This window comes from Martinezella sp. CNPSo 3795 (assembly GCF_057784475.1).
This window is the reverse complement of the sequence record NZ_JBXSOQ010000002.1, coordinates 101378-116686: the sequence shown is the minus strand read 5'-3', so window position 1 is coordinate 116686 and position 15309 is coordinate 101378. Positions and strand designations below refer to the sequence as shown.

The window sequence follows — 15309 nt, the reverse complement described above, 5'->3', positions numbered from 1 at the left end:
ATCTATCTCGACACGCAGAACTATACGGGTAGTGGTGTCAGTAGCCAGCGTCTTTCTGATGTCGGAAAGCGAGGACAAACACGATATCGCCATCAGGCTCATGTCGGTAAAGCGCGACGCAGCCGGAGTCCCCAAAGGGAATCACCAGTTCACGCACTTGCGCGTCGTCCGGAAGCGGGCGGCCAATAAGAGGCGTTGATTCCACTAACAGGAACTGGCGTTCGATAGCCCGGCCCGCCCGACTTGCGGCAGTTGGCGCCTTAGCCGCCAGAAATCGCCTGCAGCGCTCCAACCCCTGTGCCGCACCTTCGGTAACGATTACTCGTGGCACTCAGGTACCGTTTCTTCCGCATCGGTGCCCCAGGTGCCCAGCCAAGTGCGCACCTCCTGTCCGGTAAGATGTCGGCCGGTCTCCTGATAGGCCGCCCAGGATGCCAAAGCCTCCTGTTTGAAGTTTTCGCGCGCTTCCTCACGTTCGACATACTGCTGAATGGCTTCGAGCATGATCCAGTGTGCCGAGCGCCGTCTTTGGCTGGCGAGGTTCTGAACTCGGTTCTTTAGCTCGTCATCAATCTTGAGAGAAGTAGCCATGGCAGCCTCGTATTACCAGGTATTACCTAGCGATAAGATAGGTTGTTTTGCTTTTTGTCCATGATCTTACTTTATGGCGAACGCCGTCCCAATTTGATCGTGTTTCCGTCTGGCGGCATCGTGGCCGGCGGACTGTGGAGTGATGCGTTCCATCACAATTTGACCCTCCGGCTCAGTTCCGCCTGAAAACCACGATCCGAAACTCGCTTATTTAAGGCCGCTTACCTTAGTCTCGCACTTATTTAAGTGAGGTGGCGCTTGCTTAAATAGCGATCAAAAATCACACTCTGGCCATGTCTGATTCTGAACCGCTCTTAGCGGCTAGGACGCGTTGTAGAAACATCCGCGGCCGGCGAAAAGGTGCGAGCGCTCGTACCGCCGCCATTGTCGCCACGGCCGCCATTGACATGCTTTCACTGTTGGAGCGCGTCAGCTTGGCGGAGCGAGCACTCAGACGCCTGGATGGCATCACAGTGTTGCTCCCGCGTCAGGAGCTGTTTCTTTATATGTATGTCAGGAAAGAAGCCGCTCTATCCTCGCAAATCGAGGGGACGTAATCGACACTCTCTGACCTGCTGCGTTTTGAGACAGGAGTACAGGTAGGACAGCCGGTCGACGACACACGTGAAGTTTCCAACTACGTCGATGCCATGATGTACGGTCTGGAGCGGCTCGAAGCCTTTTCCATGTCGCTGCGCCTAATCCGCAAAATGCATGCGCGATTGCTGCAAAGCGGGCGTGGCGGCACCAAGATTCCTCGAGAATTTAGCCGTTCGCAAAACTGGATTGGGGGAACACGGCCTGGCAATGCACTCTTCGTGCCACCGCAGGTCACGGAGATGGACGGTTGCTTAAATGCACTCGAGCATTTCATGCACGAAGATCGGTCGCGACTGCCCGCCCCAATCAAGGCCGGTCTTTTGCATGTCGAATTCGAAACGATTCATCCGTTTTGCATGATCGGAGTTCTACGCAATCCGCTGCTCTAGCTCAATCTTTATTTAAAGACACACAGGGCTGCAGGGACCAAGTGCGCACCGATAAGATTGCCGCCATGCAGCGTTTTGTTGATGACGGTCTCAAAAGCGGCGTTGGTAGCCGATCGAGGAATGAGCTCTTTGCCGCGGCCGTCGCGCGCGGAGAAACAACGCACGGCAACAGGTAATGCGCCTTAGCCTTTCGGTTGAAGCGGAAGAGGACATCATTGCGATCGCCGAACAAGGCGTACGCGTGTTCGGAACCGCCCGCTAGGCGTTACCATAATGACTTGTTCGCTATGATTGATCTGATCGCAGCCAACCCGCGAATGGCTCGTGAGCGAGAAGAGATTTCGCCGCCGGTCGGAATTCATCCTTTCAAGGCCCATCTTATTGTCTATCGGATTGAGGAGGATGGAGCAATTTTCGTGATCCGAATACGCCATGGATATGAAGACTGGGCCGGCGATTTCGTCTAGGCGCCGCTGAGCGGACGAATAAGCATCGTTGTGTCAGAGGCATTAAAGCTCGCTGTGACGTGTATCAGAGTATCCGACGTTTTCCAAATGGGCATATCCTATTGATTTCATTGCGGGGAGCGCGGCTCTACTCCCTTCAATAGTGTGATTGCGCCAACCGTACGTTAATCTTCAAGCGCTGGACCAACTGGTGGGTGCAATTGCATGTTGAGACAGCTCACGACCTGGCGAAATCGTGTATGTTCTCGAGCCAAACAGAGGGCAGTTCACCGCGGCAGTTCGAGCATGGATGGAAGGGTTCGAGGTGGAGCGGGAACGCTATCGCCAGGAATTGGACGACCGCCGGCGCCGGCTCGTTGGAAAACTCAAGGATCATACGGATTATTCGCCTGGTCAGCCATCGCGCGGTATTTTGCTACAAGTCGCGTCTCGCGGTCTCGGATGAGTCGCCCACCTTCCCGCAGGAGTTGACTTTTCGAGTCATAGGGACCTGCGTTGACGAGTTGCTGGATATAACTTTCGAGCTGCTTTCCCAGATCGGCACTAATCATGCTGTACACCATCGAATGGAAGAAGGTCGGGGTTTATCAACTATTATCAATCCTTCGTGTTCACCTTCATTCCGAATGTGCGAGTTGCTATCGGAAAGTGGCAAGAAAGAGATGACGCTGCACGGTAACATTGCCTCTTTCCGGAGCATCTTCATTCGAGATCGATACGCGCATCATCGTGTTCTCCCATATCGATGATAAAGCACATTATCATGCATTTCAGGGAGCTGGTGAACGGCCAAAAAATGGTCGTGCGTTCGAATCTCATCATCTCCTTCAAGCCGCAAAAAGCGATCGGGCCAACGACATCCCTTGGTAGCAGGCCCTCTCAAGACCATAACGCGGGGAACGCGGGAATGATCAGTACTTCAGAGGCTATGAATACACACGGCGCGATAATTGCCCGATTGGAAAATCCAATCGCGTAAACGGTTGGGCTGCCCGTCTCCTTGATCGACACATCGCATGATTTTCGAAATTCGATTCGCCCTGGCGATTCATATTTCAGGCGCGCAGGAACCCTGAATTTGGCTGTCACGAGAGCCGTTAGAGAGGTGGTGAACGGCTCCTCGGTTGCCATTTGGACACAATGGTAAACAACCGAACTGTCACAATTCACTATTTGTTAGGTCCAGATATTGCCTCCCGCCTTCTGGTTGATATTTCTGCCTTGCTTCTAACATCCGAAGGAGATTCCGGAATGCGGAAATGGGCGGCGATTTTACCCTTGGTTGCACTCAGCGCCTGCGCAGGGCCGTCTGACGGGCCAAGCGCCCTCAACATTCGCAATGCAAGGATGCCCGATACCCAGCGGAAGATTCCGGTCGTGCCGCTCTCGGAGGCTCCGATGGGTGCGCAGATTGCGGCACCGTCTTATGCGTACACGGATCAGGGCTTGGCAAGCCTACGCTCGGGCGGAGTTTCGGATGCACGCCTGCGTCCGGGCGACGTGTTCGACGTAACGGTGCTGGATACCGGCGAGGATGGATTGCTGTCCGCCACCCAAAGCAAGTCCCTCAATCTTGGCCGCTTCACCGTCGATTCTCGCGGCTTCGTCACCATGCCCTACGTCGGCAAACAGCGCGTCATCGATTCCACGCCGGAAGGCCTGCAGTCGAAGATCGTCACCGCCCTCAAAGGCTCCTCGGTCAACCCTCAGGCTGTCGTGACGGTCGTCGACAAGCCGTCCAGCGCCGTAACGGTCGATGGCAAGGTTCGCTCCGCCGGCCGCTTCCCGTTGACAGCCCGTGGGGAGCGCGTGCTTGACGTTCTTGCGCTCGCCGGCGGCGCATCGTCCGCGCCGGCCAACACGACGGTGACGCTGACGCGCGGTTCGCAAAGAGCAAGCGCGCCTCTGGATCGCATCCTTCAGGATAGCAAGCAGAACGTGCGCCTCCTGCCTGGCGATCAGCTGTTCGTCAGTGGCTCTTTGCAGACGTTTACGGCGCTTGGCGCCTTTAAGAGCGTCGGCGAGTTCCCACTTGAGCCTGGCCAGACCACCTTGGCGCAGGCGCTCGCCCGTGCCGGCGGCCTGCTCGATGACCGCGCGGACTCCCGCAATTTCTATCTTTTCCGAAACCAGAAGAGCTATTCGCAGGTTGCGTCGGGCGCAGCCAAGAGTTCCAGCGCTCCGGCCGTTGTTTCGGTCAAGCCGGTCATCTACAGCGTCAATCTCAAGCAAGTCTCGAATTTCGTGCTGATGCAGCAGTTCAAGATGCAGGATGGCGACACGATCTTCGCCAGCAATGCGGACACGGTCGATTTCGCCAAGCTGTTGACCGTCTATCAGAAGAGCGCGCCGACAGCCGCGGCTCCTCTTCCAGGCACTGCCTCCTCGAACTGACACGGTTGGCACTAGACCGCCCCTATCAAGGCAAGGGCCGCCATAGCATTCGGCGGCCTTTTGGAAGGCGCCGGGTCCGCCAGATGTCGGGCAGCGGCCTTGATTTGAGCGATTGATTCCTGGGCCTCGTCGCAATGGTCCAGAAGCAGGTTGATGACGCATCCGGCCGAGTAGAGATCGGCGCTGATCTGCATGGCGGTATCGCCTGAAACCTCCGGCGCTGTGAAGCCCGGCGTCATCGCCTTGGCGATATCGAGATCGCTGTATCGGCTTCCACATTCTACCATTGTCCCGAAATCGGCGATTTTCAGCTGATTGAGATCACCATTTCGAAGCAGAAGATTGGCCGGCGAAATATCTCCGTGGACATAACCGGCGTGATGGATCGCGCTCAATCCGGCGAGCATGGATTTCACCGCCGCCCTGACATCCGTCTCCGACAGGGAAACTTCCGCCAATCGTTGAGACAAGGATGGTCCAATCCATTCCATAATAAGCGCCGGGCGCCCATCGGGCAGGCGGATGGCACACTGAGTAGTGGCAAGGTCGTTGCAGCGCAGCGTCATGCCGATGCTTGCTTCACGCAGCAGCAAGGCTCTGGTGGTCGGCTCATTCGCCCGATCCGGCTGGATCGTTTTCATGGCATGAAAGGTGCCGAGATCGCGATGGCGCAACCGTCTGATTTCCGTCCGATCGTTGCGGTGGACAATCGCTTCGAGAAGAAAGGTATTTCCGATGAAAGCCGTTTCACCCTCGGGAAGGGAAGGCAGGCGTCGGTCCAATGCGTCGCGCAATCGATCGACCAGAAGATCGCGCACCTCCTTTGGTCGCTCGACATTGCCATGATGGGTGAGGAGATGCAGCAGCTCAGCAAAGCTGGCCGCAATCCTTTTGATACCCTCGTCGTTGGTATCGCCACTCATGTCGCGCCGATGACGATTGCGCTGACATTCTCGCGGCAATTGGCGATCAGTGCTTCCTGGATCAGCACCTCGGCCGCTTGTTCCAGCGGCGTCTCGATCAGGATTTCCGCGATGACGCGATCGGTCAGCGTGCGCGAAAGCGGACCGCTTGCAAGCAGGAGCCTATCGCCGCGTTGAAGCTGGTCGCCAACGGTTTCCGAGACGAATTGATCCTTCAGCCCCAGAGCTCGGCCAAGTGTGCGCCGCAATCCTATGTCGATATGGTCATGGGTCAACAGCCGCATCATCCCGTCGCGAAGCAGATAGCAGCGTGCATCTCCCGCCCATATCGCCACAAACTCGCCATCTAGCAAGGTTGCGGTCACGACGCTGGCGACGGGAGGCTCGCGTTCGGCGGTGGCGGCCTTGGCGCGTAGGATCGCATGGGCATGGCTGAGCTTGCTCTTGATATCCTGTACCAGCGGCTGCAGCGCTTCACGCTGCGGCATACCGGCAAGGATTCCCGTCGTTATTCTTGCCGCCTCGATGGCGCCGATGCCATCGCCGACACCATCCGCTATCGCGAAGATATGCGGTGCGGCGCTTATAAGAAGCGCATCGGCATTCAATGAGAGACGCGTTCCGGCATGGCTGGCATGGCTGTACGCTATCGCAAAATCCGACGATCCAGTCTTCACCGTTTGCGGCGCTTCGATCGCGGCGGCGGCAGAGTATATATCCGGCTCGACGCTGACAGGGATTTTCGGGGCTTCTACCGTGACGAGCTTGACGAAATCCTGTGCGGTGGGAGCGGCCGCGGTGCGGAACCCTTTGCCTTGGCGCGTGCCGGGATTGATACGCCACCAAAGCGAGCCCGGTGCGGGAGCATTGCTCATTGCGGCGGACTGCATCACGCTTGAGTGCTTGTCGATGAATGGCGGGCGAAGCCGCTTGATGCCCTCGACGAAACGGCTCATCGCGAAATCGGCCTTGTCGGAGGTCTCCGCCAGGGCTTCGGCAGCGGTAAACCAGCTATCGTCTTCGCACATATCACGCAGCTGTCCGGAGAAGCGCTGCAATTGAGCGGCGATAATCAGAGGAAAACTTCGGCCGACGCGGTCACGGCTGGGCAGAAGGACGCCTGCGACAGCAGACGGCCCCCAGACGCCCTTGCCGACGACGAAGCGCCAGGCGGTCGTCGCATGAAACAGCCGGCGCCAATCCGATCCCAATGTCGCTTCCAGTGCGATCAGGCCATTGTGAACCCATTGGTCGAGTTCGCTCTGGAGACGCGAGCCGAGCGCGGCGGAAACGAAATCTCCATGCGTCGGCAATTTTCCGAAAAAGCCGACCGCATCTGCTTGCATCGGCGATTGGGTGCGGGCGAGCGGCTCGTTCATCGGCGGACCGTCAGAATTGCGCCGGGCAGCTGAAATCGGACAATGCCTGCAGCCGGAAGGGATTAAGCACCGAGCCGAATTGGACGTCGAATTCCGCCATCTGGCCCTTGTCCTCAAATCGAGCCCGGAAAAGATCGGGAGCCTGGACCGTCACCTTGGCGGCATCGAACAGGCGGAAGGGCGACCAGTCGCCGGTCTGTGTGATGGCCGGTTGCAGATCTCCCGGGAAAAATCTGACATTGGACTGGTTCACTGCGCCAGCGGGTGGCCAGGTTATGGATTTTGGCACTATTTGTCCGTGATTATAAAGGACATGCTCGCCGACGATATCAACCATCACTGAATTGGCATTGTCCGACAACGAAACGGGCTTGATATTGATCGATATCGAGGGTTTCTCACTGCCGGCCGGAAAGAAGGCATGCTCGATCTTGCTGGCATTTTCGAACTGCGCGATTGCCTGGCTCGGAATGCTGTCGCCGCCGAAAGTACCACGCCAGCCCCAAGGCTGAGCGCTCGTGTCGACAAATGCATCCAGCCGGTTCTTGAAGAAAGACTGGAACAGGCCTTGCGGTCCGAACAATCGGATGAAGTCCGCCATGGCGATGTCCTGGCTGGATTTCCGGTCGAACGGATAGCGACCGGTAACGATGCGGGCGCAGAGATCGGCGCCTTCCGCAGCCCATAGATCGTTGATGCGGGCGCGGGCCGTCTTGACCGCCAGCGAGCCGATATCGGCGGCAACCGCCACCATCCATGCATCGGCCGGCGCCGGCAGCCCGCGGGCCTGCTGCAGCAAGTCCTGATTGGCATTGGCGAGTTGGCCGCCGGCGTCGAAGACGCGTGCCACTTCTGCCGTCGAGTTCGCTGCGCGCGACAATTGGCCGTAGATATTCTGGAGGATCGGCTGGAGACCCTGGATCTGGGAGCGCGGCTTATCGCTGCCGTTGGCGTTGCCGTCCTGGGGTGCGGGTTGCGCATTGGCGGCATTCGCCTTAAGCGCGGCCCGCAACGGGCCGTAAGGATCGGGCGCGCTGACCGCGCCTGTGGTGGCGGCCGTCAGCGCCGCGTCCGGAACATCGTCAAGCGAGGCAATTTCGGCACCGACGTGAGGGCGCAGGTCGGTGGCGGCTGCTATGGATTTCAGCGCCATCTCCACTGGGCTTGGATTGGCCGCCAGGATGCGCGCCGTCTCGGTCGCATCGGCAAGATTGCTCGATGGGCGCACCTGAAGATCGGCCAGCAACGAAGACCATTGCTGCTGGAATGCGTCGAAATAAAGCTGCAGCGTCGCCTGGGAAATCGCGTCCGTGGTCATTGTCGAAGGAGCCGCGCCGCCGTCACCGCGGACCCATTGTTCCTTGAGCGCTTCGGAGGCTGCGGTCGCGACCATCGGCAGCACCACGTCACGATAACCTTTGCCCGTGAAAATTCCCGGAATGCCCTCCCGCAGCGCTGTCTTGGATTTGCGCTGGAAAATCTGGGCTCCGAGCGGCCCCAATGCGTCGGCGGGAAGCCAGGCATCAAGCTGGCGAGCCTGCCGGGAATGGATGAGGATATCATAGGCTCGGGCCGCAAGACTTTGCGAGTGGATCGTTTCCCGTGCCTTGGCAATCAGGGCATTGTCCAGCTCGATCGCGGGCAGGCTGCCCGCTGCCATGGCCTCTGCGTGAGCAGCCAGCGCCTTGCGCGTGGCCGAGCGTCCTTCACCAGGGTAAAGTGCTGCAAACATGTCTTCCGATTGCTGCGAGACGAAATCTCTGTCGACCGGCCCCAGCCCGCCGAGCATGCCATACAACTTCAAAGCATCGAAGGTCTTCTGAACATCCAAGGTCTGCTTGAGCTCCGTTTGAAGCGCTACCAGCATGCGAGGCAGAAGCAGCGCGTTCAAGGCGCGCTGATAGGCTCCGCGCTGCCGGCTGGCGATCTTGTCACCCTGATCGAGGCCGAAACTGGTCGGCCAGATGCGCGCCTCATCGAAGCCGCTGTTGACCGCACGCAGATTGTCGAGCGCCGGCAGGACCCGCAGAAAATCGGCATCGGTGACATCGCGCACCTGAATGCCGCTTGCGAGCTTCTCGTAATTGCCAATCCGCCGCTCTGCTGCCGCGATCGCGCGCGAGTTCTGAAAATAGGTTGCCGTCCAGCCGGTGAAGACGATCGCAAGAGCGATGGCCGCCGCGCCATAAGCAATCCGTCTGATCATGGTTTGCCGGCCCGAGAGGCGTCTGTCGCGGGCGACCAGCGACGCCTCGCCGAAGATGACCTCCTTGAACAGACGCGACAGGAAATAGCTGCGTCGCGTGCGCGGAGTATCCGTCTCGCGGCTCTGTGTGCCCGAAGCAAAATAGACGCCGCGAACGAGAGGGGATTCGATGAGGCTGGAAGATGCGCAGAGCTCGGTCAACAGCTCCTGCAGGCGCTCTCCCAATGAGGCAAGCTCCGCGGGAAAGCGGAAGATTCGACCGCGAACCTCGATATTCGGCTCCTGCTGCAGGCGTTCGATCAGCATGGCATCCACGCGCTGCTGCAGCAGCGCGAACTCTTCCATGAAACGCTCGGGCAGGTTCTCGCCCTTATAGCTTTCGTCGAGATTGAAGGTCGTGCCCCAAACCTGCTCACGATCGGTCTTTGCCAGGCCGTCGAAGAACTCGACAAAGCCGGTCAAGAGATCGGCCTTCGTTAGCACGACATAGACGGGTACGCGCGCATGTAGGAACTCGTCGAGCTCCGACAGGCGTTTGCGAATGGAACGCACCTCTTCGAGCTGTGCCTCATGATCGCGGCTGAGAAGGTCGCCGATCGAGAGCGTGACGAGCGTGCCGTTGATCGGCTGCGAGCGACGGTACTTGCGTAACAGCCCGAGAAAGCCTTCCCATCCGGCCTTGGACGCGCCGTTCAGATCATCCTGCGTGGTGTAGCGGCCAGCGGTGTCGATCAGGATCGCCTCGTCGGCGAACCACCAATTGCAGTTGCGGGTGCCGCCGGCGCCCTGCACGGAATTGCTGCCCATGGCATCGCCGAGCGGGAACTTCAACCCCGAATTGGTCAGCGCCGTCGTCTTTCCCGATCCCGGCGCGCCGAAGATGACATACCAGGGCAGTTCGTAGATATAGCCGAAACGCTTCTTGCTGATGCGGCGCAGAAGCAGCAGGGCTTCCTTCAGGCGGCTATGGATTTCGCCGACTTCCGCCTGCTGGCTGGCGGCATCGTCGGCAATACCTTCCACGAGCGCCTTGTCCCTTTTGCGCGCGCGCAGGGTCGTGACCAGCATGTAGATCAGCCAACCCGCTATGATCACGCCGATCGCGATCATCCGGGCGGTGCTGCTCGACAGCGGCTTGAAACCACCATAGCCGGCCATGGAACCGTAGAACCAGATGACGACGCAGATCGCCACGACCCAGATCAGCGAGATGAAGCGCTGACCGAGAAGACCGGCATAGGCCGAGACATAGGAGCGAAGCGTGTAAAACGCGCCAAGCGGATTCATCGAGTTCCTCCCGTCGTCGCGGATGTAGCCGGTGCATTAGCGCTCGGCGTTTGTGGTGTTGCCTGCGGATTGAGGGCTGCATCGCCAAGACGTTGTGTTGGGTCGGTCAGCACCAGGATCTCCGTCCGGCGGTTGGCTTCGCGGCCTTCCGCCGTGTCGTTGCTTGCGAGCGGATCGCTGTCGGCGCGCCCTTCCGTGAGAATGGCCTCTTTGCCGGTATAGGCGGCAAGAATATCGCCGACGGCGCGAGCGCGAGCCTCGGAAAGATGCCAGTTCGACGGGAACTGCGCCGTGCGGATCGGCACATTGTCGGTATAGCCGACGACGACGGCACGGAATTTTTCCGAAGCCAACGCTCCGCCGATGCGCTGGAGGAGATCGCGGAATTTAGCGCTGACTTCGGCGCTGCCCGTGTCGAATAGGCCGGAATTGTTGATGCGCACCAGTAGCCTGCCATTGGAATTCGACAGCGTGACCAGTTTGCGGTCGACTTCCGGCTGCAGGAAAGCGAGCAGATTGTCGAGCGGCGTCGGCTGCGGCTTGACCTGCGGCGGTATTTCCGGCTGCTTCTTCGCGGGAGGGGGCGTCTGTGCGACTTCTTTCGGCTTCGGCGCGTCGATCAGAACGCTCGGCGTATCGCGTGGCGGCAGGTTGGCCAGGCGCTCGAAGGTGGCGTCGGAGGCGTTGTTGAGCGAAAGCGTGAAGAACATGTAGCCGAGCGCGAACAGAAGCGCCAGGACGGAAAGGATCGTCCAAAGCGCGACAGCCGTGCGCAGCGGCTTGTGGCGCGCCGAAACGCCGCGCCAGTGCGGCGACAGCTCGCGTTCGAAAACACCATACTGACCGAGCAGCGTCTTGTAGAGACTGTCGCGGATACGCCCGAGTTCCAGCGATCCGCGCGGCGAAACGCGCGTGCGGCCTTCGAAGGCGAGCGACAGGCAGAGATAGATGAGAAGCAGCAGGTCCTTGTTGGTGCCCGGGCTCTGCTGGAAATGGTCCAGGAGATCGAAAACCCGGTCGCCGCCGGTCACGTCCATGTGGAAGGTCGAGACGAGGCCAGATCGCGCCCAGCCGGCCCGCACGCCCCAAGGCTTGCTCAGAACCACGTCGTCAATGGTCGCGCAGATGACATAATGCGCCGCGCGTGCCCGTTCCGGGCTGATGCGCGCACCCGCGAGATCGCGCTCATAGCGCCCAACCGCATCGATCGTCACCTGCCTGAGCTCGGCAATGTCGGGCTGTTCCTCGGTGTTGCGCAGGCTGTGAGCGAGATTGAGCAATGGTGCGGCCGAGCGCACGATGGTTGGAACATCATCACCGCCAAAGCGAAAGCCGCGGATCAGCGCATCGACGGACCAGCCGCCGGCTGCATTGGCCGATTTGTCGTTCGGCTGCTTATCCAGCTCCTCGTCGAGAATATCGGCCACCTTGCGGGCGGCTTCGTTCTTGCGTGCGCCATCCTCGGTCAGCTCGATGATCGTCGGCAGCTCGTGCCAGGGTGTTGAGCGTGGTGTATTCATTCTCTGAGAGCCCACAGTTCCATCTCCAGGCCAGGGAAGTCGCCCGCGAGATGCAGCGCGATCGCGCCGGAGGTATCAAGCTGTTTCCAAAGCGGATTCTTCGTATCGAGTTCGAAGTAGATCGTGCCTGACCGGTATGGCAGCTGCCGCGGCAGCACGGGAAGGGGCCTGACAGGAATGCCGGGCAGCGCGACATTGACAAGCTCGGCGATCCGCTCCACGGGGCCGATCTTGATCTGCGCGGGCAGCTTGCGTCTGACATCCTCGGCCGACATCTCGGCACGGACCGCAAGCACAAAGCCCGCATCCTTGAGCAGCGAGCGGTCGTTGATGGTGCCGACGCGCACGTCGTGACGCCGTTCGATAAGTTCGATCGCAACGGCGGCCTGCTCGAGCACCGCGGAAAGCGAGGCGCGCAGATCGTTGAACACAGCGGCAAACGTCGCCTTCAGATCGTCATGGCGATAGGGCGGAAAATCGGACGCCCGCTTGCGATCGGTTGTGAAGGTGGCGAGTTCGCCGGCTAGCTGGATGCATTCCTCGTAGAAGATGATCGGATGCATCCGCGAAGCATTCGCCGCGATATGCCGCAGCATCGGATCGGCACGATTGAGAATATGCAGCAGAAAATAATCGCCGACCTCGGCGGTTCCACGCACCGTCGGGTCACCAATGCGCTCGGCGATCGCTTCGGCCCGATGCCGTACGATTCCGAGCAATTCGGTAACGAGCTCATTCAAACGCGCTTCGGCCGCGCAATTCAGCGATGGGGCGATGTAATCCGGATCGAGAATGACCGAACGGTCGGAGCGAACCTCGATGATGCGTGCAAGGCCGATCAGGTCGTATCCAGCGAGTTCGTCGCCGGTCTTCAGGTAGCGCAGGTTCAGGCGGCCGACATCGATCGGCGCCATGAAGTCGGTTTCCACATTCGCATCCGGCGCCTCATATTGCGAGGCTGTTATGCGCACGCTGTTGCGCATGGCGCTGCCGTTCATGGCGACGTCGGCTCTTCCAGGCTGACGGCTGGGCAGGGCTAGATAGACGATAGCGTTCTTCGTTGAATCGTCGAGTTCCAAGGGGGACGGCAGATCCGCATCAACGGGCGCTTCGAAGGGCGTGCCGTCGGGCAGGATGCCGCGCAGGTTCGACAAAGCAAACTGGCCGATCGCGAGCGCGCTGCGATCGATGCCGATCTCGGCGATGCCCCAGGGGTAAGGTGCGAGCCCCCGCGCGGTCGTTCGGACCAACCTCTCCGTCCAGCGGTCGGCCTGCTGGAAATGCTGCACGCGAAGGAACATACCCTCGCTCCAAGCCACGCGATTTTCGTTCTTCATCGGGTGTTGCCCGTCCTCTCTGCCAAACTGGCGGTATCGTCTTCGTCGCGACCATGGGCGGAGACGCTGAACGCCTCGGCCAGCAGGTCGCGGACCGAAATGCTTCCGCCGCCTCTTTCGAACTGCGCGCGGTAAGCCTTCCAGTAATCGCCGTTGCCGCGCCAAAGAGCCTTGCGCTGGGAGGCATCGACATGCGCCTCGATCATGCGGGGCTCGAACATCCGATTGGCTTCGCGAACAAGGTTTTCAAGACCGGCGTTAAGCGTGGATTGCCTCGAAATGAGCGATCGAAGGCGGTCGGCCAATTGCTCCGTCCGTTCGCGGCTGAACAGTGAAAGGGGTGAATGAGCCCGGCTGTCTTCAATTCCGAAAATGGACGCTTCGTCGTCGAGTGTCTGCTCCAGCGTCGAAACGAGCGCTTCGAGCTGCCGCAGCGGATCGAATTGCAATGCAAAACTCGCATCGTCCGGGCCTTGATCCGTATTGTCGGCGGCGCGCATATCATTGGCCGGAATGATCGTCTTTGCAGTTTCGACCGTCTCAGAACCGGAACCGCGGGCAACGGCAACGGAGACATGGGTTGCCGCGCCATGTTCCAGCTGGCTGCCCAGCTCGAAGTCCGAATTCCAATCATCCGGAAGTATCGGTTTGATACCGTTGACATCGGGCGGGCCGTTCCAGCCGATGTCGACATTCCTACTTGGCGACTTGCCATTTTTCGACGATTGCGCCAGCGCGGCGATCCAGTCGTCGCCATTGCGCTGCCCGAGCACGCCGGTTGCCGTGCCGCCGCCGGGCGCGATGTCGGCAAGGATCGACGAGATCGTCAACCTTTCGTCGCTGAGGCGCAGATCCGCTGCTGGATCGTCGATCTCGCGATCAGCTTCCCCAGTAATGACGACGGTGAACGCGACGTCGCCGAATGCGATTTTGGATTTATCCGTAAGTCTCGCCGTCTCGCCTTCGAAAATGGTCGCGCCGTCCACACGAGTGCCATTGGCGCTCTGGTCCCGCACGAAAAAGCCGGCGCGATCGCGTTCGATCGCGCAATGAATTTTCGAAATCAGCCGCTTTGGATCGGAAACCTGCCAATCGCAATCGGGCGATCGGCCGAGCGTGCGTTTGCCCCGCTCGAAGAACCATCCCCTGCTGGAACCTTCTCCGGCTGTCTGCCGCAGTTCAAGCCGCATGGAGGCCTCCGTGATCGGATTGTCCTTGCGCCCTACGTGGCTCCGCAACGATGGCATCGCCACTGTCGCGGTCTGCCGCTGCTACGCGTGCCCAGCTGTTCCATCCAAGCCTCGGCGGATCACTGCTTTCGCCAAGCCGGCAAAACGGGATGTGCTCCTTTTTCAAAACCACCTGAATGTCAAAATCGAGCGACGGATCCACATAAAGGCGCGTCAGGGCAAACAGCGCATTTATATTGGCGCTGCCAGGAGAAAGAGACCGGTAATCCTCATAATCGACCGGGCCGATCACGACGCGGAAACTGCCGCCGAAATCGTGGACTGCCGCGCCCGCGGTCGAGTTCACGCCAAGCTGCACACCCTGCGGCTGCCCCATGCGGCTGCGCTCGCCCTCGGGAATGGAAAGCCATCTGCCTTTGAATAATTCGATCGCAATCTGCAGGCCGCTGAACTCCTGCAGCATGGCCTGCAGATTGACCGCATTGCGGTTTCTGGTCGAAAAAAATCCGGAAAATCGGAGGATCAGTTCGTCATCGGGGCGGACCTGCTCCCTCAGCCGGGCGGTACCGAAACCCGTCAGTGCGAACAGGGTCTTGATAAAGGCGTTTCCGTTTCTGTCCCGGCTCCATCGCAATCCGCGCGCAAGACGATATTTCTCGCAGGCATCGGCGAAAAGCTCCGCAAGGCGGCTCGTAAAGAGATCAAAAAAGCTTGAAAGGCCATGAGCTCGATTGCGCTCTTCGCGCATGACTAGCTCATTGTAACTCGGCGGCATGGCACCGAGTGGCCCGAGCAGACCGGCCATGCTTGCCTTGATCGATCCCGCTCCGCCCTTTCGCTTGAAGTCGCTCATGGCAAGCGGCACCGGCGAAACGCCAACGGGTGAGGACACCGTCAAATGATCGCCGGCCGCGTGCTGGGCGATACGAAACGCCGTCGATGGCTCGAAACGACCGGGGTCGCGTTCGAGCAGCGCGGCAAGCATTTCGCTATCACTTGGCCGGAACTGGTCCATCGCTTGCGTTC

Annotated in this window: 11 protein-coding genes and 3 pseudogenes; 4 read left to right on the top strand and 10 right to left on the bottom strand. The window is 59.7% G+C overall.

The annotated features are described in order from the left end of the window. Positions 1-37: 37 nt before the first annotated feature. Positions 38-331 (bottom strand): type II toxin-antitoxin system RelE/ParE family toxin, encoded by a 294-nt coding sequence (locus AC13QY_RS05425; RefSeq protein WP_488492819.1) that lies wholly within the window; start codon positions 329-331, stop codon positions 38-40. Next, on the bottom strand, positions 319-591 hold the full coding sequence (locus AC13QY_RS05420) for a CopG family ribbon-helix-helix protein (RefSeq protein WP_488492818.1): 273 nt from the start codon (positions 589-591) through the stop codon (positions 319-321). Before AC13QY_RS05420 ends, AC13QY_RS05425 begins: the two co-directional genes overlap by 13 nt. A 360-nt stretch (positions 592-951) precedes the next feature. Between AC13QY_RS05420 and AC13QY_RS05415 the strand changes: the two are divergent. The 3 pseudogenes from AC13QY_RS05415 to AC13QY_RS05405 form a co-directional block, all read left to right on the top strand. Then, positions 952-1577: pseudogene (locus AC13QY_RS05415) on the top strand (Fic family protein); the annotation flags it as partial. A gap of 35 nt (positions 1578-1612) precedes the next feature. Next, positions 1613-1756 (top strand): annotated as a pseudogene (locus tag AC13QY_RS05410) (type II toxin-antitoxin system ParD family antitoxin); the annotation flags it as partial. Beyond that, a pseudogene (locus AC13QY_RS05405) lies at positions 1756-2047 on the top strand (type II toxin-antitoxin system RelE/ParE family toxin). The pseudogenes AC13QY_RS05410 and AC13QY_RS05405, both read left to right, overlap by 1 nt. A 365-nt stretch (positions 2048-2412) precedes the next feature. Here AC13QY_RS05405 and AC13QY_RS05400 read toward each other — a convergent pair. Further along, positions 2413-2598, bottom strand: a complete 186-nt coding sequence (locus AC13QY_RS05400) for a type II toxin-antitoxin system ParD family antitoxin (RefSeq protein WP_488492817.1) — start codon at positions 2596-2598, stop codon at positions 2413-2415. Positions 2599-3298: 700 nt separating this feature from the next. Here AC13QY_RS05400 and AC13QY_RS05395 point away from each other — a divergent pair. Continuing rightward, positions 3299-4441, top strand: coding sequence for a polysaccharide biosynthesis/export family protein (locus tag AC13QY_RS05395; RefSeq protein ID WP_113331827.1), 1143 nt, complete (start codon positions 3299-3301; stop codon positions 4439-4441). 11 nt (positions 4442-4452) lie between these two features. On the opposite strand, the gene AC13QY_RS05390 is transcribed toward AC13QY_RS05395, so the two are convergent. The 7 genes from AC13QY_RS05390 to tssG are packed head-to-tail and all read right to left on the bottom strand — an operon-like array spanning position 4453 to position 15298. Beyond that, on the bottom strand, positions 4453-5364 hold the full coding sequence (locus tag AC13QY_RS05390; protein WP_488492816.1) for a protein kinase domain-containing protein: 912 nt from the start codon (positions 5362-5364) through the stop codon (positions 4453-4455). Beyond that, positions 5361-6743, bottom strand: a complete 1383-nt coding sequence (gene tagF, locus AC13QY_RS05385) for a type VI secretion system-associated protein TagF (protein WP_488492815.1) — start codon at positions 6741-6743, stop codon at positions 5361-5363. The genes AC13QY_RS05390 and tagF overlap by 4 nt, the downstream gene beginning before the upstream one ends. A gap of 10 nt (positions 6744-6753) precedes the next feature. Further along, positions 6754-10236: a type VI secretion system membrane subunit TssM gene (tssM, locus tag AC13QY_RS05380; protein WP_488492814.1), complete on the bottom strand. Its 3483-nt coding sequence runs from the start codon at positions 10234-10236 to the stop codon at positions 6754-6756. After that, positions 10233-11756 (bottom strand): type VI secretion system protein TssL, long form, encoded by a 1524-nt coding sequence (gene tssL / locus AC13QY_RS05375; protein WP_488492813.1) that lies wholly within the window; start codon positions 11754-11756, stop codon positions 10233-10235. Before tssL ends, tssM begins: the two co-directional genes overlap by 4 nt. Continuing rightward, on the bottom strand, positions 11753-13093 hold the full coding sequence (gene tssK / locus AC13QY_RS05370; RefSeq protein WP_488492812.1) for a type VI secretion system baseplate subunit TssK: 1341 nt from the start codon (positions 13091-13093) through the stop codon (positions 11753-11755). Before tssK ends, tssL begins: the two co-directional genes overlap by 4 nt. Continuing rightward, positions 13090-14283 (bottom strand): FHA domain-containing protein, encoded by a 1194-nt coding sequence (locus AC13QY_RS05365; protein WP_488492811.1) that lies wholly within the window; start codon positions 14281-14283, stop codon positions 13090-13092. The genes tssK and AC13QY_RS05365 overlap by 4 nt, the downstream gene beginning before the upstream one ends. Beyond that, complete coding sequence (gene tssG, locus AC13QY_RS05360; RefSeq protein ID WP_488492810.1) at positions 14273-15298, bottom strand: type VI secretion system baseplate subunit TssG; 1026 nt, start codon at positions 15296-15298, stop codon at positions 14273-14275. The genes AC13QY_RS05365 and tssG overlap by 11 nt, the downstream gene beginning before the upstream one ends. Between the last annotated feature and the right edge of the window lie 11 nt (positions 15299-15309).

What these genes read in the sequence shown, in the direction of transcription:
- AC13QY_RS05365 (WP_488492811.1), bottom strand. Translation starts at nt 14,283, where the DNA reads ATGCGGCTTGAACTGCGGCAGACAGCCGGAGAAGGTTCCAGCAGGGGA.
- AC13QY_RS05395 (WP_113331827.1), top strand. Translation starts at nt 3,299, where the DNA reads ATGCGGAAATGGGCGGCGATTTTACCCTTGGTTGCACTCAGCGCCTGC.
- AC13QY_RS05390 (WP_488492816.1), bottom strand. Translation starts at nt 5,364, where the DNA reads ATGAGTGGCGATACCAACGACGAGGGTATCAAAAGGATTGCGGCCAGC.
- tssM (WP_488492814.1), bottom strand. Translation starts at nt 10,236, where the DNA reads ATGAATCCGCTTGGCGCGTTTTACACGCTTCGCTCCTATGTCTCGGCC.
- tssL (WP_488492813.1), bottom strand. Translation starts at nt 11,756, where the DNA reads ATGAATACACCACGCTCAACACCCTGGCACGAGCTGCCGACGATCATC.
- tssG (WP_488492810.1), bottom strand. Translation starts at nt 15,298, where the DNA reads ATGGACCAGTTCCGGCCAAGTGATAGCGAAATGCTTGCCGCGCTGCTC.
- tagF (WP_488492815.1), bottom strand. Translation starts at nt 6,743, where the DNA reads ATGAACGAGCCGCTCGCCCGCACCCAATCGCCGATGCAAGCAGATGCG.
- AC13QY_RS05420 (WP_488492818.1), bottom strand. Translation starts at nt 591, where the DNA reads ATGGCTACTTCTCTCAAGATTGATGACGAGCTAAAGAACCGAGTTCAG.
- AC13QY_RS05400 (WP_488492817.1), bottom strand. Translation starts at nt 2,598, where the DNA reads ATGATTAGTGCCGATCTGGGAAAGCAGCTCGAAAGTTATATCCAGCAA.
- tssK (WP_488492812.1), bottom strand. Translation starts at nt 13,093, where the DNA reads ATGAAGAACGAAAATCGCGTGGCTTGGAGCGAGGGTATGTTCCTTCGC.